Here is a 19,615-nt window from a genome sequence, read left to right as displayed (position 1 = left end):
CGCGTACCCAAGAGATAGGGATCGGCCCAGACATTTCAAGAGCGTTTTTTTGAACTTTTTTACGCTGCCTCGTTACGGGGCATGCCCAACAGACGCCCCACTTGATCCAGATCGGTTTCTCGGCGCAGGGCGGTAAACAACTCCACCGCTTCCGGGTAATTGCGGGTCAACATGGCCAGCCACTGCTTCAAACGACCAGGCGCGGAACGCGGTGTCAGTTGCACCACCACCTGGGCCCAGAAGTCCTGGAGCAGGGGTTGCAGATCGGCCCAGGACATCTCTACCACCTCCTCAGCGGCCCGAGCCGCGGCGATCTGCCGTGCCAGGTCTGGACGCGACACCAGTCCGCGCCCAAGCATGATGTCTTCGACACCGCTGATTTCCCGGCAACGCCGCCAATCTTCGACGCTCCAGATATCACCGTTGGCGAACACCGGCACCTTGACCACTTCCTGCACCCGAGGAATCCACTCCCAGTGGGCCGGCGGCTTGTAACCGTCAACCTTGGTCCTGGCGTGCACCACGATGTGCTCGGCGCCGCCCTCGGCCAGGGCCGTGGCGCATACCAGCGCACCATCCGGGCTGTCGAACCCCAGACGCATTTTCGCCGTGACCGGGATATGCGCGGGCACCGCACGCCGCACATGTTCGACGATCTGGTTCAGCAACTCGGGCTCCTTGAGCAGTACCGCGCCGCCCCGGGATTTGTTGACGGTCTTGGCCGGACAACCGAAGTTCAGATCGATGACCTCGCTGCCCAACTCACAGGCCAGGGCGGCGTTCTCCGCCAGACACACCGGGTCCGAGCCCAATAATTGCACGCGCAACGGCACACCGGCCGCGGTGTGGGCACCGTGCCGCAACTCGGGGGCGAGCTTATGAAAATAAGCAGGCGTCAACAGACGGTCATTGACCCGAATGAACTCGGTGACACACCAGTCGATCCCGCCAACACGGGTCAATACGTCCCGCAGGATGTTGTCGACCAACCCCTCCATGGGCGCCAAGGCAATTTGCATGAAACACACTCAACGAAAAAACAGGCGAAAAACGTTCGCCAGTTTACTGGGTTTAGCCCCAGGACGGGAGGAAGGTCATCAGGAACCCTGCAACGCCGCTCCGTAGCCTTCCAGGAACTCGGCGGGCATGCGCTTGGGTTTGCCGCTGGACAGCTCGATGCAGACAAAGGTGGTCTGGGCCCGTAACAGCGTGCTGCCATCGCTCGGACGGACCAACTGGAAGCGCCGGGTCATCTTCAGCCGCTGGTCCCAATCGACGATCCAGGTAGCCAATTGCACCTCATCACCTTCGTAAGCGGCGGCCAGATAATCAATTTCGTGACGCACCACTGCCATCGCCCGATCCAGGCGACGATACTCGGTCAGATCCAACCCCAAGCGCTGCGAATGGCGCCAGGCGCAACGCTCCAACCACGCCACATAGACCGCATTGTTGGCGTGCCCCAGGCCATCGATATCGTCAGCCGTCACTTGCAGATCGATGATGAATGGCGTTGCCAGATCCCAACTCATACCCAACTCCCGGTCAGTTTTTTGACCGCGGCAGTGTAACGGATGCTCAGGCAGATGGGGGTGCTGGCAAGTGCCGAGCAGTGACCAGGGCAATCACCGCGTCGACTACGCGAGGATCGGCCAATACTCGCTGATGCCCTCCCTCACTCAGACGCAACAAGCGACTGTCGAGCCAGGCCTGGTGAATCAGCTCCGACTCCCGGACCAGGACAAACCGGTCATCCTCTGCATGAACGATCAGACCAGGCATGTCCAACCGATACTGGGCCACGTCCAATGATGCGGCGCGCATCCCCACGTGCCGCTCCACCTGCCGGATAAAGGCTGAACGAGCCCTGGGCGGCAACCGCATGTAACGGGCAAAACCTCGCAAGACTCCCAGAATGCGTGCTGGAGCCGCGATGCTGACCAGAGTTTCGGTGCGCAACCCCATTTGTATGGCGAGCATCGCACTGGCGCCGCCCATGGAATGACCAATCACCGCACGCAGGGGCGGCAGTTCTGCCGCGGCCTCCAGCATTGCCCGGGCAAACAGCGCAACATTAGCCTCCTCCCCGGGAGAACGACCATGGGCCGGCCCCTCCAGCGCCACAGCGGTATAACCGGCCGCCACCAGTGCTTCGATCAAGCTGGCGAACTGGGTGGGCCGCCCTTCCCATCCATGCATCAGCAACACCGTTGGCCCCTGCCCCCAGCGCAAAGCCGCAAGCCCAAATCGGAGGGTGACGCGCTCGGCCCGCTCCAGCAACGGTAACTCCCATTCACGGGGCGGCAACTCACGGGGAGTCATAAACAGTTGGCGCATCCGGCTCGCCGCCCATTGCGGGGCGACCCAGCCCACGCTGCCATTGACACCACGAATCCAGCTCAATGCATTCATCACCGCCACCTCGCAACCGAACCTCAGATCATAAAACCGCCGACTTCGCAGCGCGCAGCAAACGATCGGATAACTCACCCGGCCCCAACGCTCGCGCCAGCGACAAGCCGCCAATCATCAGCGCCATGTCTGCCAGCGCCTTGTCGGTGTCCTCGGGACTGACAGCCAACTGCGCCACCATCAACTCCATGTGCTCATTCAAGGCCGCGCGAAAACTCTCAGGGAGCCGCCCAAACTCACCCACCGCCGCTGGAATCGGACAAGCCTGCTCAGTGGAGTCACGGTGTTTGCGTGACAAATAAAATGCCGCGACCAGCGCCCTGCGCTCTTCACCGCTCAAGCTTGCGTCCATCTCATCGAGCAAACCACGCCGGTGAGCGAGCAATTGGGTAAAAGCTTCCAGCATCAGCGCGTCCTTGCTCTCAAAGTGCGCATAAAAGCCGCCGACCGTGAGCCCTGCGGCCCCCATGACCTCACCTACACTGGGCTCGGCCGGGCCACGCTGGATCAACGCGGAACTGGCAGCCTGGAGAATACGTTCGCGGGTTTGAGCCTTTTTATCGTTCATCGCCACCTCCAAATATTACGATCAAAATATTATCAGCATAATAAATTTGTGCAAGCCACTAGAGTGACTTCCAATCAAATGCGCAGGCCGAAGACTATGAGGATTGGCAGAACGCCAGAAAAACAAAAGGGCCATTCAATAATTGAATGACCCTTAAAAATCCCGCAGAGCGGGTAAACGTGGCGTCCCCTAGGGGACTCGAACCCCTGTTACCGCCGTGAAAGGGCGGTGTCCTAGGCCACTAGACGAAGGGGACACAAACCCTTCTGTACAACTGACCAGTGCTGAGTACTGATCGATTCAAGGCCGGTGTGGCCAAGCCTTGAACTGTAAAATTGGTGGAGCTAGACGGGATCGAACCGTCGACCTCTTGCATGCCATGCAAGCGCTCTCCCAGCTGAGCTATAGCCCCGGATTTTCGCCTCGCGGCGCAGCGACATCTTGCAACATCGCTTGTGTGAAACTGGCGTCCCCTAGGGGACTCGAACCCCTGTTACCGCCGTGAAAGGGCGGTGTCCTAGGCCACTAGACGAAGGGGACACAAACCCTTCTGTACAACTGACCAGCGCTGAGTACTGATCGATTCAAGGCCGGTGTGGCCAAGCCTTGAACTGTAAAATTGGTGGAGCTAGACGGGATCGAACCGTCGACCTCTTGCATGCCATGCAAGCGCTCTCCCAGCTGAGCTATAGCCCCGGATTTTCGCCTCGCGGCGCAGCGACATCTTGCAACATCACTTGTGTGAAACTGGCGTCCCCTAGGGGACTCGAACCCCTGTTACCGCCGTGAAAGGGCGGTGTCCTAGGCCACTAGACGAAGGGGACGCAAACCCTTCTGTACAACTGACCAGTGCTGAGTACTGATCGATTCAAGGCCGGTGTGGCCAGGCCTTGAACTGTAAAATTGGTGGAGCTAGACGGGATCGAACCGTCGACCTCTTGCATGCCATGCAAGCGCTCTCCCAGCTGAGCTATAGCCCCTCGTCGTTGAGGACGGGGCGAATCTTAAGGGGGGATCTGAAGGCTGTCAATTTTTTTTCCGCTTTTTGAAAAAAAATTTGAAGGGATAACAATCACTTACCACCCCACCCGGAAAAACCTGGCTTTTTCGGGCTTCCCGGCCCATGTCGACGCCAGCAAAAGGGTCGCCACCAGCCGGGAGAAACCGACTTAGCCGGTGATCAATTGCCTTGCGCCCAAGGATCCAGCGTAGCCCAAAAGATCACCGCCCCCGACGGTTCTACCGCCACTAAAGACGCCTCAGGCGATAGCGCCCAGCAGCTTCTCCCACTCCTTGTTCTCTTTCTTCGACACACCACCAAGCAGGTCAATGGCCTGGCGCAGACGGAAACGAGTCAGGTCCGGCCCCAGGATTTCCATGGCATCGAGGACCGACACCGAGCTGGCCTGCCCCGTGATCGCCGCGAACATCAACGGCATGGCATCACGCAGCTTCAGCTCCAGGGATTCGACCACCGCCTGAATGGTCGCGGTGATACTGTCTTTTTCCCACTGACGCAGGCTTTCGAGCTTCCACAGGATCAACTGCATCAGTTGCCGCACCTGATCACCAGAAAGCTTCTTGGATTCGAACAACTTGGCATCCGGGGTCACGCCACCGGCGAAGAAAAAGCCGGCCAGAGGAGCGATCTGGCTGAAGGTCTCAACCCGGCCCTGCACGTGCGGCGCAATCTTCATCAAGTACTCGGGATTCAAGGCCCAGGTTTGCACCCGACTGGCGAACTCTTCCACCGGCAAGTCTCGCAGCCACTGACCGTTGAGCCAGGACAGTTTCTCGATGTCGAAGATCGGCCCGCCCAGGGATACCCGCGACAAATCGAAGTGATCGACCATTTCCTGCAACGAGAACTTCTCGCGCTCGTCAGGCATCGACCAGCCCATGCGCCCCAAGTAGTTGAGCATGGCTTCCGGCATGAAGCCCATGCGCTCATAGAAGGTTACCGAGGTCGGATTCTTGCGCTTGGACAGTTTGCTTTTGTCCGGGTTACGCAGCAGCGGCATGTAGCACAGTTGGGGTTGCTCCCAACCGAAGTATTCGTACAAAAGGATCAGCTTCGGCGCCGACGGCAACCACTCTTCCCCACGCAGTACATGGGTGATGCCCATCAGATGGTCATCCACCACGTTGGCCAGGAAGTAGGTCGGCAGACCGTCGGTCTTCATCAGCACCTGCATGTCCATGCGGTCCCAGGGGATCTCGACATCGCCACGCAACATGTCCGGCACCACACACACGCCTTCGGTCGGCACCTTCATGCGGATCACATGGGGCTCACCAGCGGCCAGGCGCCGGGCGACTTCGTCCTTGGACAACAGCAAGGCACGGCCGTCATAACGTGGGGTTTCGCCGCGAGCCATTTGCTCGGCACGCATCTGGTCCAGCTCTTCGGCGGTGCAGAAGCACGGGAAGGCGTACCCAAGGTCCACCAACTGCTGGGCGTACTTCTGATAAATGTCGCCGCGCTCGCTCTGCCGATAAGGACCGTGAGGACCACCGACATCCGGGCCTTCGCTCCAGTTGATACCCAACCAGCGCAAGGCATCAAAAATCTGCTGTTCGGACTCGCGGGTCGAACGCAGTTGGTCAGTGTCTTCGATACGCAGGATGAACTCACCGCCATGCTGCTTGGCAAAGCAGTAGTTGAACAAAGCGATGTAAGCGGTACCTACGTGGGGGTCTCCAGTAGGCGATGGCGCGATGCGCGTGCGGACGGTGGTCATGGCATGTCTCGAAAAGAAAAGAAAAGCGAGGAGTAAAACAGGGGGCGAATGGTAACAGGCGACCGCCGCCCGGCTCCAGTAAGGAGGGCATTTAAGCCAAGGTTGCGACTGCAAGGCGCTCCAGCCCCTGTGAATGGCCAATAATCAACGAGTGGCATTTACCACCCAATCGCTATATGCCAGATTCGCCCGCTGATAGATTTCCTTACACTTTTTCTGAATTCAGCCCGCCCATGCCTGCCCAACTCAAGCGTCGCCTGTTCATTTTCCTGTCCCTGACCCTGCTAGTCAGCCTGGGGTTCTTCGCCCACTGGTGGTTCCACGGTCGCTTTTATGAAACCACCGACAACGCCTATGTCCAGGGTGAGATCACCCGAGTCTCCAGCCAACTGAGCGCACGGATCGATGAAGTGCTGGTGCACGACAATCAACACGTGAAAAAAGGCCAGTTGCTGGTGCACCTGGAAAGCGAGGACTTCCAGTTGGCCGTGGACCGCGCTCAAGCCGCCCTCGCCACCCGCGAGGCCGAACGCCTACAGGCCCAGAGCAAGCTGGCCCAGCAAGCCAGCCTGATTGCCGCCGGCCAAGCCCAGGTGGCTTCGAGCCAGGCCAGCCTCGGTCGCTCACAGATCGATCTGTCCCGAGCACAAACCCTGCGCAAGCCCGGTTATGTCTCCGAGGAGCGAGTCACCACCCTCTCCGCCGACAACCATATTGCCCGCTCTCAAGTGGCCAAGGCAGAGGCCGACCTGCAAGCCCAGCGCCAGCAAGTCAATGCCCTGAACGCCGAGATCAAACGCCTCGACGCACAAATCGACAATGCCCGGGCCGATTTGGCCCAGGCACAGCTGAACCTGGCCCGCAGCGAGATCCATGCCCCCATCAGCGGCCTCATCGGTCAACGCGCCGCCCGCAACGGCCAGGTGGTGCAGGCCGGCGCCTATCTGCTGTCAATCGTTCCCGACCAGGACATCTGGGTTCAAGCCAACTTCAAGGAAACCCAGATCGGCCACATGCTGCCCGGGCAACAAGCCGAACTGACCTTTGACGCCTACAGCGATACGCCGATCCAGGCCCGGGTCGACAGCCTGTTCGCCGCCTCGGGTGCGCAGTTCAGCCTGCTGCCTCCGGACAACGCCACCGGCAACTTCACCAAGGTGGTGCAACGTATCCCAGTGAAACTGACCTTCGCCTTCGACAACCCGCTGCAGGGCAAGATCCGTCCAGGCATGTCGGTCACCGTCAAAGTGAACATCAAAGACCCTGTCGATGGCCGGTGATCCACTGCTGCGCCCGGTGGCCGAACCGACCCGGCGCGACTGGATCGCGGTGATGAGCGCCATGCTCGGCGCCTTCATGGCAGTACTCGATATCCAGATCACCAACTCTTCGCTCAGAGACATTCAGGGCGCACTGTCCGCCACCCTGGAGGAAGGCTCCTGGATCTCCACGTCCTACTTGGTGGCGGAGATCATCATGATCCCCCTCACCGCCTGGCTGGTGCAGTTGCTTTCGGCGCGGCGGCTGGCGGTGCTGGTCTCGGCGGGATTTCTGATTGCCTCCCTGCTCTGCTCCATGGCCTGGAGCCTGGAAAGCATGATCGTGTTCCGTGCCTTGCAGGGCTTTACCGGCGGTGCACTGATCCCCCTAGCCTTCACCCTGACCCTGATCAAGCTCCCCGAACACCACCGCGCCAAAGGCATGGCCATGTTTGCCATGACCGCCACGTTCGCCCCCTCCATTGGCCCGACCCTCGGCGGCTGGCTGACACAACACTGGGGCTGGGAATACATTTTCTACATCAACGTGCCGCCGGGCCTGCTGATGATTGCCGGTCTGCTCTACGGCCTGGAAAAGAAGGCCGCCCATTGGGAGTTGCTGAAAAGCACCGACTACGCTGGAATTTTCACCCTCGGCCTGGGGCTGGGCTGCCTGCAAGTGTTTCTCGAAGAAGGCCATCGCAAGGACTGGCTGGAGTCCAGCCTGATTGTCACCCTGGGCAGCATTGCCCTGATCAGCCTGATCACCTTCGTGATCGTGCAGGTTTCCAAACCCAATCCGCTGATCAACCTGGGCATCCTGCGCAATCGCAACTTTGGCCTGTCGAGCATTTCCAGCCTGGGCATGGGTGTCGGCCTATATGGGTCGATCTACCTGTTACCGCTGTACCTGGCACAAATCCAGGACTACAACGCCTTGCAGATCGGTGAGGTGATCATGTGGATGGGAATACCACAGCTGTTCCTGATTCCCCTGGTGCCCAAGCTGATGCAATTCATTTCGCCGAGATGGCTGTGCGCCCTGGGTTTTGGCCTGTTCGGGCTGGCGAGCTTCTCCTCAGGGGTACTTAACCCGGACTTCGCCGGGCCGCAGTTCAATCACATCCAGATTATCCGCGCCCTGGGCCAGCCACTGATCATGGTCACCATCTCGCTGATCGCCACGGCATATATACAACCCCAGGACGCGGGATCGGCGTCTAGCCTGTTCAACATCCTGCGCAACCTCGGCGGCGCCATCGGCATTGCCCTGCTGGCAACCCTGCTGGACGCCCGGACCAAGACCTATTTCGACTATCTGCGCGAAGCCGTGGTACCGAGCAACCCTCAGGTGGCGGAGCGCCTTAGCGATCTCACCGAAAAGCTCGGCAACCAGACCGCCGCACTGGCCAAGCTCAGCGAGATCACTCACCAGCAGGCGCTGATCATGGCCTACAACGACGCCTTCCACTTTGTTGGCATCGCCCTGGGCATCAGCATGCTGGCCGTGCTTTTGACCAGGGCCCTGCCCAAGGGCCTGAAGGCCGAAGGGGCCCACTAATCGACAATTTTCCTGTAGGAGCCGACAAGCCGGCTTCGGCGGGATCGCAGGAGGTCAGACGACCAGCAAGCGTTCGCGCAACTTGGTGATTTCGTCGCGCATCTGCGCCGCCGCTTCAAACTCCAGGTCGCGGGCCAGTTGATACATCTTCTCTTCGAGCTGACGAATGCGCTTGGTGATTTCGCTCGGTGAACGCAGTTCGTTTTCGTAGCGGGCGTTTTCCTCGGCAGCCTTGGCCATGCCTTTGCGCTTCTTGCTGCGCGATCCCGGCACAGTGGCGCCTTCCATGATGTCAGCGACATCTTTGAACACCCCTTTAGGGGTGATGCCGTTGGCCAGGTTAAAGGCGATCTGTTTTTCACGCCGACGCTCGGTCTCGCCCATCGCCCGCTCCATGGAGCCGGTGATGCGATCAGCGTAGAGAATCGCCCGTCCGTTGAGGTTACGCGCCGCGCGACCGATGGTCTGGATCAATGAACGTTCGGAACGCAGGAAGCCTTCCTTGTCGGCATCGAGAATTGCCACCAGGGACACTTCCGGCATGTCCAGGCCTTCACGCAGCAGGTTGATCCCCACCAGGACATCGAAGGTGCCCAGGCGCAGATCGCGGATGATTTCCACCCGCTCCACGGTATCGATGTCCGAGTGCAAGTAGCGCACCCGTACGCCATGATCGGCCAGGTAGTCGGTCAGGTCTTCCGCCATGCGCTTGGTCAGGGTAGTGACCAGCACCCGCTCCTCCACCGCCACGCGCTTGGTGATTTCCGACAGCAGGTCGTCCACCTGGGTCAGGGCCGGGCGCACTTCCACTTGCGGGTCCACCAGCCCGGTGGGGCGCACCACCTGCTCCACCACGCGCCCGGCGTGTTCCGCCTCATAGTTGCCCGGAGTGGCGGAGACGAAGATGGTCTGCGGGCTGACCCCTTCCCACTCGTCAAAACGCATCGGCCGGTTATCCAGCGCCGACGGCAGGCGGAAGCCGTACTCCACCAGGGTTTCCTTGCGCGAGCGGTCGCCCTTATACATGGCGCCGACCTGGGGCACGCTGACATGGGATTCGTCGATCACCAACAGCGCGTCCGCCGGCAGGTAGTCGTACAGGGTGGGCGGCGCGGCCCCGGCGGGACGGCCGGAGAGATAGCGCGAGTAGTTTTCGATGCCATTGCAGTAACCCAGCTCGAGGATCATCTCCAAGTCGAAACGGGTGCGCTGCTCCAAGCGCTGGGCTTCTACCAGCTTGTTGTTGGAGCGCAGGTATTCCAGGCGCTCCTGAAGCTCGACCTTGATTCCCTCGATGGCATCCAGCAGGGTTTCCCGCGGGGTCACATAGTGGCTCTTGGGATAGAAGGTGAAACGCGGCAGCTTGCGAATCACTTCGCCGGTCAGCGGATCGAAGGCGCTGATGCTTTCCACTTCGTCGTCGAACAGCTCGATGCGGATCGCTTCCAGGTCGGATTCCGCCGGATAAATGTCGATCACGTCACCGCGCACGCGGAAGGTGGCACGGGCGAAATCCATGTCGTTACGGGTGTATTGCAGATCCGCCAGGCGGCGCAGCAAGGCGCGCTGGTCGAGCTTGTCGCCGCGGTCCACGTGCAGGACCATTTTCAGGTAGGTTTCCGGGCTGCCCAGACCATAGATGCAGGACACCGTGGTGACGATGATCGCGTCCTTGCGCTCCAGCAGCGCCTTGGTCGCCGACAGGCGCATCTGCTCGATGTGGTCGTTGATCGAGGCATCCTTCTCAATAAAGGTATCCGAGGACGGCACATAGGCTTCGGGCTGGTAGTAGTCGTAGTAGGAAACGAAGTACTCCACCGCGTTGTTCGGGAAGAAGGCCTTGAATTCACCATACAACTGCGCCGCCAGGGTCTTGTTCGGCGCCAGTACCAGGGTCGGGCGCTGCACCTGGGCGATCACGTTGGCGATGCTGAAGGTCTTGCCTGAGCCGGTCACGCCGAGCAGGGTCTGGTGGGCCAGCCCGGCCTCGATGCCTTCGACCATTAGGCGGATGGCTTCCGGCTGGTCGCCGGCGGGCTGGAAGCGGGTGACTAGCTGGAATTCGGACATAACCTACCTCTGGGATCATTGGTGCGCGGCGATACCGTACAGGAACATGAAAGACCGCGTACGACCCATGTCGCCAAGGAAAAAAACCGCAATGTTCCAGATGTGGAGCCCAATACCACCGCTTTCAAGGCAAAGGTCCTGCACCCGCTAACACCCTGGACGTTGCAATAAGACTAACGGTCGAAAAATAAAGCGAAAAACTTATCGCAAAAGATCATTCGGCTGTCGCCCGCCGCGATGATGGCCTCTATACTAGCTCCCCGTTTGTGCACCGCTCTAGTGCATTCGGCTGGAGCGCGACACGTCCCTCCACACTCCATTCAGAGCCGCCGTAAAAATGAGCCTGTTCTCCGCTGTCGAAATGGCACCACGCGATCCTATCCTGGGCCTCAACGAAGCATTCAACGCCGACACCCGTACCAACAAGGTCAACCTTGGGGTGGGCGTGTACTGCAACGAGGAGGGACGCATTCCACTCCTGCGCGCCGTTGTCGAAGCCGAGACAATTCGCGCCGCTCAACACGCTTCCCGCGGCTACCTGCCGATCGACGGCATCGCCGCCTACGACCAGGCGGTACAAAAACTGCTGTTCGGCAACGACTCGCCACTGCTGGCCGCTGGCCGCGTGGTCACCACCCAGGCCGTTGGCGGCACAGGCGCACTGAAGATCGGGGCCGACTTCCTCAAGCAGCTGCTGCCCAACGCTGTGGTCGCCATCAGTGATCCGAGCTGGGAAAACCATCGTGCGCTGTTCGAAACCGCCGGTTTCCCGGTGCAGAACTATCGCTACTACGACGCTGCCACCCACGACGTGAACCGTGCCGGCCTGCTGGAAGACCTCAATGCCCTGCCGGCCCAGTCGATCGTGGTGCTGCACGCCTGCTGCCACAACCCGACCGGTGTCGACCTGAGCCCGCAGGACTGGAAGAACGTCCTGGAAGTGGTCAAGGCGAAAAACCTCGTGCCGTTCCTTGACATGGCCTACCAGGGCTTTGGCGACGGCATCGACGAAGACGCCGCGGCGGTGCGCCTGTTCGCCGAGTCGGGCCTGACTTTCTTCGTCTCCAGCTCGTTCTCCAAGTCGTTCTCGCTGTACGGCGAGCGCGTTGGCGCCCTGTCCATCGTCAGCAGCTCCAAGGAGGAAAGCGCTCGCGTGCTGTCCCAGGTCAAGCGCGTGATCCGCACCAACTACTCCAACCCGCCAACTCACGGTGCAACCATCGTCGCCGCGGTGCTGAACAACCCGGAGCTGCGCGCCCAGTGGGAACAGGAGCTGGCGGAAATGCGCCTGCGCATTCGCGGCATGCGCACCCAGATGGTCGACTTACTGGCCAAAGGCGCTCCCGAGCACGACTTCAGCTTTGTCGGCCGCCAATGCGGCATGTTCTCCTACTCCGGCCTGACCGTTGAGCAAGTCACTCGCCTGCGCAACGAGTTCGGCATCTATGCGCTGGACACCGGCCGCATCTGCGTTGCCGCGCTGAACCAGAGCAACATCGACGTGGTGACCAAGGCCATCCTGCAGGTGATCTGAATCACCGCCACCACGTAAAAAGGGGAAGCCATGGTGCTTCCCCTTTTTTTGTCCGCTTTGCCAGCTATACCCCAGTCCAGCCGCCAACGCCTCTAGACTGACACCCCGCCTCCCTGCCGACCGAGAACCCCGATGAAAAATGATGACCTGCGTGCCGACCGCGACGAACTGGAGCACTACCGGCCCCGCTCGCAGCAACGCGAGAAAAGCCTGGTACTGCAAATTGCCCTCGGCGTGTTTCTCGGCGGGCTGGCCCTGTGGCTGGTGCAACTGGCGGCCACGTCGCTGATAGCCAAACTGATGCTCGGCAGCCTGACCTTCGGCGGCTGAGCAACCTCACCCCTTCAGTTCAGCCAGGCGTTGACTGGCGGCATCATCAAAAGCCACGTACAGCGCCTCGGCCACCTGGCTCTTGATGGCCTTGGCGCTTTCCAGTCCAAGGACAAACCCCTCGGCCTTGCCGCCAGCACGATTCAGATCGGGCGCCGATCCAGCCTGGGTAATGGCGTCCAACAGCTTGCTGGCCTGAGGCCCTACCCCTTTGGGCAGACTGATCTGCTCGATACTCATGACAGCACCCCGCAGTGGGCGGCGAAAAACGCGGCAGGAACCAAGGACAAATCGAAGCGGATCATAAAGGTTTACCTATGCGGTTTGAGGCCGGTAGCGCGTGAAACCACTTCCGGGAAGCCATGGTAGCTGCTATCGGATCACGCATAGGCCTGCGAACCGATAAAACCCTCGAAATCATGCCGGCAGATCATTCAAACTCGCGCGCGCTTAAAAAAATCTCCTCAGCTTGTTGACTTCCCTTTTTGAATCAGTAAGATACGGCGCATTCCGCGATAGCTCAGTTGGTAGAGCAAGTGACTGTTAATCACTGGGTCCCTGGTTCGAGTCCAGGTCGTGGAGCCAAATTCAAGCACTGATTTGCCTCAAGCCCAACAAGAGCGCCCTGCTCTTACGGCAAATCAGCCCAAGTACCCCCCCCTGCTAGTTTACCGATACGCATGTCAGCCCGGGATGCGGCAGAAGTGTTTTGCCGGGCCGAATGGCCGATGCCAAGGCCTGATTGCCTTGTCGCAATGGCCTGACGTAGGCTATACGCCTATTTATCCGGCCAGTCAGACCACGATGTTCCTGTCAGCACAGTCCCCGTGCCCCTCCCCTTCGATGAGCCCTTCGGCAACCCTGGCCGTTGCCCAGCATGATTGCGCGATCAACCGACGGCGCCGCAGCGTCCTCTTCGCCTTCACCTTCTCCCCACACCAAGGTAGCCGCTAACCGCGATTGAGTCCGATGCCGCGGGTCGTAGCGGGCTGACCAGCAAAGACGTCTCGAAGCCCCTTCATTGACCGCTTCGCCTGCAGTCGACCTCGACGCCAAGGGCACAGGCCCGGTGATCGCCCCTATCTCGGCGGATGCTGTCACGCGGGGTCCGCAACACCTCTATTTTTTCAGCGCCTGAAGTGACTGGCGCGGGTCTTGAACATGAACAAAGCCTTGTTAGCCGCCCTGATCCTGGGTATTTCCATTGTCGGTCTGAGCATCGGCTCCACGGTGCCGATCCTCGCCCTGCGCCTGTACCAGGCCGGCGCTTCCAACAACCAGATCGGCATCATGTCGGCGCTGCCCGCAGCAGGCATGATGCTTTCAGCCTTCCTGGTCAACGCGCTATGCCAGCGCCTGACCCGACGCCAGATCTACCTGCTGTGCTTCAGCCTGTGCGCCGTGAGCGTGGCCGCCCTGGAACTGCCCGGGGCCAGCCTCTATAACCTGGGCCTGGCGCGAATCACCATGGGGCTGGGTGCGGGGCTGATCATCATTCTCGGCGAAACCTGGGTCAATGAAATGGCTGAGGACGCCAGCCGTGGACGCCTGGTGGCGGTCTACACCACCTGCTTCACCTTCTTCCAACTGCTGGGCCCGGGGCTGGTGTCGCTGCTGGGCACCGAGGGGCCGACAGTGCTGGCCATCGTCAGCGTCGGTTACGCAGTGGCGATCGCGGTGGTCTGGCTGATTCTGCCCTTGAAGGATCAGCAGCCGCCTCACGCCGAGAGCCGGACCTTCTCGGTACTGGGCTTTATCCGCATCGCCCCGGCGCTGTGCGTGGGCATCCTGTTCTTCGCCTTTTTCGACAGCGTGGTGCTGTCGCTGTTTCCGGTGTACGCGGCCAGCCACGGCTACAGCATCAAGCTGGCGGCACTGATGGTGACCATCATCCTGCTGGGCGATACCGCCTTCCAATTCCCCCTCGGCTGGCTTTCGGACAAGCTCGGACGCCCCGGCATCTATCTGGGCTGCGGCATCATTGCCCTGGCGATCGGCCTGGGCCTGCCACTGCTGATGGAAGCCCCCTCCCTGCTCTGGCCCAGCCTGGTGATCCTCGGCGCGGTGGCCGGCGGCATCTATACCCTGGCCATAGTACTGATCGGCCAATCCTTCAGCGGAGCGGACCTGGTTACCGCCAACGCCAGCGCCGGCCTGCTCTGGGGCATCGGCAGCCTGTTGGGGCCGTTGCTCAGCGGCGCCGCCATGAGTGGCGGCAGCTATGGCCTGCCGCTGACCCTGTCAGCCGCTGCGGCGGTAGTGGTGGTGTTCGCCCTGTCTCTGGTGCGCCAGGGGCAATTGACCAAGGCGATCGACTGAAACGGGCAATCGCCCCCCCCCCGCCAGGATGCGGCCCCAGCCCGTTCACAGGGCGCCCCTTTGTCACTGCCATCGCGCGCTGCAATCCCACCTCATGGACCACCTCGCGTTGGACCGACAGCTGCACCTCTTGCCCCTGTGGGACCTGCTCTGTGTACTGCCTCTGCCGACGCAGGCGGTGCTTCGGGAGTTGCAGGTAAAAAAGGCCAATAACCAGACCTGCCAAGGGCTGATGGAAGTTCAAGGTCTGGTTCAACATATTGTGGGCGAGTCCGAAGCGCAAAAAATGCGCACGCCATCTGGCAAGTTTGTGGCGTACAACATCCAAAGCGCCGTGAATGCTGAACATTGTCTGATTCTGCACCATGAGGTGACTCAAGATGGCGCAGATCGGCAGCAGCTTGAGCCGATGGCCAAAGCCGCTAAAGCTCAGTTACAGCAAGCGCAATTAAGCGTCACCGCCGACGCCGGTTACTCCAATGGTGAACAGTTTCAGGCCTGTGAGGACGCCGGTATCACAGCGTTCGTCCCCCCTAATCGATCAGTCAACAATCAAGGTGGCGACACTGAGCTTTTCGATCGTACGGACTTCAAATACGAGGAGGGCCGCGACCGTTATCAATGTCCTGCCGGCCAGTGGTTAACGCTCAAGCAAATGAACAAAGGCGAGCGGATTTATCAGGCGGCTATCAGCGATTGTCGTGTTTGTCCGTTAAAAAATCGCTGCACCAAAGCGAGCCGTCGCTACCTTAGACGCCATGCTCAAGAGGCCGCCTTCGAGCGAATGGAGCAACGAATAAGGGCTCATCCTGAGATGATGACCCGCCGGCGATCCATCGTCGAACACCCCTTCGGCAACCTCAAGCAATGGCTATTTGGCAATGGACGGTTCTTGCTGCGACAGCTCAAAGGCGCCAGAGCCGAAATGGCCTTGGCGGTACAGGCTTACAATTTGAAAAGAGCAATCAAGGTGTTGGGAGCACGAAAATTGATATCGCTGATGGGCTGAGAGGCCCATTATTTTTTCGATTTCAGAAAAGCCGATGCCCCGACAAGTCGGGGCATCGGCTTTTTGATCTTGGCAGGCTGCGTTTTCACACAGCCTCTTGAGGGCGCCGTTTTTTTGGCCGTGACAATCGACGTCAGTGAGTGGCTTCGGCACTGCCTCGCGCAGGGTTCGGCAACGGGCCATCGCCTGTCGGGTTAGGCGAATGGCTCGACTCTTCCGTGACCAGCGGCACTTCATTGCCCTCGGCGTCATGCAGTTTACCGCCACTGAAGTAGTCGCCTTCACGCAGCACCGCAATATCCTGAAAGCGCAGGCTGCGCTCGGTGCCGGCGACGAACACCGACTGCTGGTCAGAGTTGCCCGCGGTGAAGTGGTTGAACGCCAGGTTCAGCGCGATCGCCATGATCGCCGAGGAACTGATGCCCGAATGGAAGATCGTCGCGAACCAGCCAGGGAAATGGTCGTAGAAGCTTGGCGCGGCAATCGGGATCATGCCGAAGCCGATGGACGTGGCGACAATGATCAGGTTCATGTTGTTGCGGTAATCAACCTTGGACAAGGTACGAATACCACTGGCAGCCACCGTACCAAACAGTACGATCCCCGCCCCACCCAGCACCGAAGTCGGCACCGCGGCAATCACCCGCCCCATGAATGGCAGCAGACCGAGAATCACCAGGAACAGCCCGCCAGTGGCCACCACGAAGCGGCTCTTGATTCCGGTGACCGCCACCAGCCCAACGTTCTGGGCAAAAGCGCTCTGGGTGAAGGAGCCGAAGATCGGCGCGATCATGCTCGACAGCATGTCGGCGCGTAAACCGTCCCCCAGGCGCTTGGAGTCAACCTTGGTGTGGATGATTTCTCCCACCGCCAGAATGTCCGCTGAAGTCTCCACCAGGGTCACCATCACCACGATACACATCGACAGGATCGCCGCGACATGGAAGGTCGGCATGCCGAAGTGAAATGGCGTGGGCAGGCCGAACATCGGCCCTTGAGTGACACCGGAAAAGTCCGCCATGCCTAGAAACAGCGCAATCACTGTCCCGATGATCATGGCCAGGAGGATCGACAAGCGGGAAATAGCCGCACTGCCAATCTTGCTCAGCAACAACACCAGCACCAAGGTAATAGCCGCCAGGCCGATATTCGCCATGCTGCCGAAATCCGGCGCCCGACTATTACCGCCCATGGCCCAGCGCGCGGCCACCGGCATCAACGTCAGGCCAATGGTGGTAATCACAATGCCCGTCACCAATGGCGGAAAGAACTTGGTGATACGGGAAAAGACCGGAGTGATTAGCAAACCAATGAGCGAGGCGGCAATCACCGCGCCAAGAACCGACTGGAAGCCACCCTCCCCACCACTGGTGACAATGGCCACCATCGTCGATACGCCTGCAAAGGACACCCCTTGCACCAGTGGCAGCCTGCAACCAAAAAACGGTACACCGAGGGTTTGCAGCAACGTTGCCAAGCCCCCTGCAAACAGCGACGCCGCGATCAGCAAACCGATCTCCGCCGGCGACAAACCAGCCGCCTGACCGACAATCAGTGGCACCGCAACGATACCGCCGTACATGGTCAGAACGTGTTGCAGGCCATAAGCCATATTCGCACCAACACCCAAATTTTCATCTTCGGGTCGCTGCTGTGAAACCTGGGGATTATTCATCGTGTGGGGTTCCCTGTTTTTGTTATGCGCACACTGTATTCAACATGCAAGACAACTGTCCATAAGATTGTATACAGTTTTCTATCCAGAATTCCCGCAGCGGCCGTCAGCGGACAACCCGCCCCCTCGACTCCCCCCCCTTTACCAGCCCGAAAGGCCGCCCCAGCGCCATCGCTCAGCCCAGCGCCGGACAGGGTCCGCGCCTTCTCGCGAGCTGTTTCACACTGTTCCAGGGATTGAGAAAACAGGATGAAAAAAGCCGATCCGCTTGCCGGATCGGCTCATGCTTCGCACCAGCGGATCAATGACCGGGCCGGCCCCCGGATCTTGTACACATTGGGTACGACGCGTGACCAGTGACCAGTGACCAGTGGATAGACCTTGGTCCAGGCCGAAAAACGCAGCTACCAGGCAGTGAGGTTGGCCAGGACCCTGATGCTGACATCACGCGTATAGCGCAGCTATGTTGTCCCGCAGATTGACGATGCTGTCCCCGGTGTCCGCGCTGTTGATGACGACTCCGTTATCTCGCCCATAGGAGGTGATGCACCCGCCAAGACCATTCCAAAAATCATGTCGCGACATCAAATGTCCACGCGCCCCCAGGGACCTGTAGAAATCCCGCAACGGCTTATAGGCCATGATGCGGTGGCGACTCGCCGGTACTGTGTAGGCCATTCCGAATCAAGAGGTTCGTAGATCGGCGCTGTAGTTGTCAGAGGGCGGACAGGGCGAGTCGGTCCGAGCCTCCATGCTCTGGTTGTGGTTGTGGTTGCCGCCAGGATCGGGTACCGCGTGGCAGGCGGTCGAACAGAGGCTGATCAGCGCTAGGCTTTGTACGAAAAGCCCTGATAACCGGCGATGCTGCGTTGAAAACGGTCTCGTGCGCGAGTCCGATCGGAATACTCACTTACACCCCGTAAAGTCGAATGCGACCCAGGCCGTTCCTCGACCGTTTTCGCCTTGCCTGACCTTCGTCTCTAAACTTTTCGTGCGGAGCCCAACAGCACCGCGAACAGGCCCCGCGTGAAACGTTCTGGCGACAGCACCGAATTGCCCAGGATCGGGATCGGGATCGGGATCGGGATCGGGATATTTTTCGCATGATTCTCGCCATGGAAAACGGCCGGTTTGCCAGTGAGCTCTATGCAGCAATGGCCCCGGGCTTAACCGGGACCTATTCAGTGTCGCCACGTTCGGACGCTGCAGAACGCCCCCCCCTCAGCCTTCGAGCAACCGCTCAAGCACTCGTGGCAGCTCAGGATGATCCGGCAAACGCAAAGCGAACTCCTCTTGCAACAGCCTCATCAATACCTCGGCATCAGTGATCTGCCGTCGCTCACTGGGCTGCCCCACGCGGTGCAGCGCATAGCTGCCATTGTTCAAGGTGCGACGTACGCCCGGCCCGATCAGCGCCACCTTCAACTGCCCGAGAAAAGGCGAATCCCTGTGGGTTGAGACGTACCAGTTGCCCATCTCATAGTCCACATCACCCTGCACCTGCAGATCGAAAACATACATCGCCCGCCACTCATCCATCACCTTCGCGCGCAGTATGTAGTGACCTTCACGCCCGATGATGCAATAGGGCTCATGAGGCGTTGCCTGCTCTTCTTCGGTATCCAGCAGCAGCGGCGCAGTAGGCACCATGCCGCCGAAGCCGACATCGACGATGTAACGTCGACCGCCCAGGTGCAGCAGCGACAGGCGATGACTGCGCGCAGTCAGCGCATCTTCCGGCCCCCCCATCACCACTCGACCGGTGATGCCCCGGGCGTCATAACCCAAATGCTGCAACAGCACCAGAAAGGCCTGATTGAGTTCGTAGCAATAGCCGCCACGCCCCTGGTGCAGAATCTTGCGCTCCACCGACGCCAAGTCGATGGGCACCGGCAGCCGCAGCAAGGTAGAAAGATTCTCGAAGGCAAACCGGCAAACATGGCGCAATTGCAGTTCGCGAAGGGTTTCCAGGGTCGGCGGCGGCGCACAGTCGTAACCGAGTTGGCGCAGGTAGAGGTCGACGTTCATCAGGTGCAGCTGACTCATGCACAAGTCCTTGAAATGAGTGTCGCGCAGGGCCTTGGAGCATCAGCCGCCAATCCGATCGACCGGCACCAGGCCCTACATGTCGGCGTTA

General features: G+C 60.0%; 14 protein-coding genes, 7 tRNA genes and 1 pseudogene. 7 read left to right on the top strand and 15 right to left on the bottom strand.

The features are described 5' to 3' along the window. Positions 1-59: 59 nt before the first annotated feature. The 11 genes from PLD_RS25800 to gltX form a co-directional block, all read right to left on the bottom strand. Positions 60-1,019: a tRNA-dihydrouridine synthase gene (locus PLD_RS25800; RefSeq protein WP_159897515.1), complete on the bottom strand. Its 960-nt coding sequence runs from the start codon at positions 1,017-1,019 to the stop codon at positions 60-62. A 78-nt stretch (positions 1,020-1,097) separates the two neighbouring features. Beyond that, a complete protein-coding gene (locus tag PLD_RS25795) occupies positions 1,098-1,532 on the bottom strand; it encodes a thioesterase family protein (RefSeq protein WP_159897514.1) in 435 nt (144 codons plus the stop codon). Positions 1,533-1,578: 46 nt separating this feature from the next. Continuing rightward, positions 1,579-2,412 carry an alpha/beta fold hydrolase gene (locus PLD_RS25790; protein WP_159897513.1) on the bottom strand — a complete coding sequence of 278 codons (834 nt, stop codon included), beginning with the start codon at positions 2,410-2,412 and terminating at the stop codon, positions 1,579-1,581. A 28-nt stretch (positions 2,413-2,440) separates the two neighbouring features. Next, complete coding sequence (locus PLD_RS25785) at positions 2,441-2,980, bottom strand: TetR/AcrR family transcriptional regulator (protein ID WP_159898208.1); 540 nt, start codon at positions 2,978-2,980, stop codon at positions 2,441-2,443. Positions 2,981-3,160: 180 nt separating this feature from the next. Beyond that, positions 3,161-3,236: transfer RNA gene (locus PLD_RS25780), tRNA-Glu, on the bottom strand. A gap of 80 nt (positions 3,237-3,316) precedes the next feature. Further along, positions 3,317-3,392, bottom strand: a tRNA-Ala gene (locus tag PLD_RS25775). Between the two features lie 52 nt (positions 3,393-3,444). Continuing rightward, positions 3,445-3,520, bottom strand: a tRNA-Glu gene (locus tag PLD_RS25770). Between the two features lie 80 nt (positions 3,521-3,600). Then, a tRNA-Ala gene (locus PLD_RS25765) sits at positions 3,601-3,676 on the bottom strand. 52 nt (positions 3,677-3,728) lie between these two features. Beyond that, positions 3,729-3,804, bottom strand: a tRNA-Glu gene (locus PLD_RS25760). 80 nt (positions 3,805-3,884) lie between these two features. After that, positions 3,885-3,960 (bottom strand) — tRNA-Ala (locus tag PLD_RS25755). Positions 3,961-4,239: 279 nt separating this feature from the next. After that, positions 4,240-5,721, bottom strand: a complete 1,482-nt coding sequence (gene gltX / locus PLD_RS25750) for a glutamate--tRNA ligase (RefSeq protein WP_159897512.1) — start codon at positions 5,719-5,721, stop codon at positions 4,240-4,242. Between the two features lie 233 nt (positions 5,722-5,954). On the opposite strand from gltX, the gene PLD_RS25745 reads away from it, so the two are divergent. Next, positions 5,955-7,001, top strand: coding sequence for an HlyD family secretion protein (locus PLD_RS25745; protein ID WP_159897511.1), 1,047 nt, complete (start codon positions 5,955-5,957; stop codon positions 6,999-7,001). Positions 7,002-7,050: 49 nt separating this feature from the next. Continuing rightward, positions 7,051-8,541, top strand: a complete 1,491-nt coding sequence (locus PLD_RS25740) for an MDR family MFS transporter (RefSeq protein ID WP_178116246.1) — start codon at positions 7,051-7,053, stop codon at positions 8,539-8,541. A gap of 54 nt (positions 8,542-8,595) precedes the next feature. Here the strand turns inward: PLD_RS25740 and uvrB are convergent, their stop codons facing one another. Beyond that, a complete protein-coding gene (uvrB, locus tag PLD_RS25735) occupies positions 8,596-10,611 on the bottom strand; it encodes an excinuclease ABC subunit UvrB (protein ID WP_159897509.1) in 2,016 nt (671 codons plus the stop codon). A 337-nt stretch (positions 10,612-10,948) separates the two neighbouring features. Here uvrB and PLD_RS25730 point away from each other — a divergent pair, with 337 nt between their 5' ends. Together PLD_RS25730 and PLD_RS25725 are read left to right on the top strand one after the other, a co-directional pair. After that, positions 10,949-12,145 (top strand): amino acid aminotransferase, encoded by a 1,197-nt coding sequence (locus PLD_RS25730; protein WP_159897508.1) that lies wholly within the window; start codon positions 10,949-10,951, stop codon positions 12,143-12,145. Positions 12,146-12,277: 132 nt separating this feature from the next. After that, on the top strand, positions 12,278-12,475 hold the full coding sequence (locus PLD_RS25725) for a hypothetical protein (RefSeq protein ID WP_159897507.1): 198 nt from the start codon (positions 12,278-12,280) through the stop codon (positions 12,473-12,475). 6 nt (positions 12,476-12,481) lie between these two features. On the opposite strand, the gene PLD_RS25720 is transcribed toward PLD_RS25725, so the two are convergent. Next, on the bottom strand, positions 12,482-12,715 hold the full coding sequence (locus tag PLD_RS25720) for a hypothetical protein (protein WP_159897506.1): 234 nt from the start codon (positions 12,713-12,715) through the stop codon (positions 12,482-12,484). A 269-nt stretch (positions 12,716-12,984) separates the two neighbouring features. Between PLD_RS25720 and PLD_RS25715 the strand changes: the two genes are divergently transcribed. The 3 genes and pseudogenes from PLD_RS25715 to PLD_RS25705 form a co-directional block, all read left to right on the top strand. Further along, positions 12,985-13,060 (top strand) — tRNA-Asn (locus PLD_RS25715). A 576-nt stretch (positions 13,061-13,636) separates the two neighbouring features. Next, positions 13,637-14,794, top strand: coding sequence for an MFS transporter (locus PLD_RS25710; RefSeq protein WP_159897505.1), 1,158 nt, complete (start codon positions 13,637-13,639; stop codon positions 14,792-14,794). 172 nt (positions 14,795-14,966) lie between these two features. Then, positions 14,967-15,803, top strand: a pseudogene (locus PLD_RS25705) (transposase); the annotation flags it as partial. Between the two features lie 133 nt (positions 15,804-15,936). On the opposite strand, the gene PLD_RS25700 reads toward PLD_RS25705, so the two are convergent. Both PLD_RS25700 and PLD_RS25695 read right to left on the bottom strand, forming a co-directional pair. After that, positions 15,937-17,478, bottom strand: coding sequence for a nucleobase:cation symporter-2 family protein (locus PLD_RS25700; protein WP_159897504.1), 1,542 nt, complete (start codon positions 17,476-17,478; stop codon positions 15,937-15,939). A 1,221-nt stretch (positions 17,479-18,699) separates the two neighbouring features. Continuing rightward, on the bottom strand, positions 18,700-19,524 hold the full coding sequence (locus tag PLD_RS25695; RefSeq protein WP_159897503.1) for an arylamine N-acetyltransferase: 825 nt from the start codon (positions 19,522-19,524) through the stop codon (positions 18,700-18,702). Positions 19,525-19,615: the final 91 nt, after the last annotated feature.

This window comes from Pseudomonas sp. LD120, from assembly GCF_009861525.1.
In the GTDB taxonomy this organism is placed as follows: domain Bacteria; phylum Pseudomonadota; class Gammaproteobacteria; order Pseudomonadales; family Pseudomonadaceae; genus Aquipseudomonas.
The sequence above is the reverse complement of the archived record's forward strand: the minus strand, read 5'-3'. Positions and strand labels throughout refer to the sequence as shown.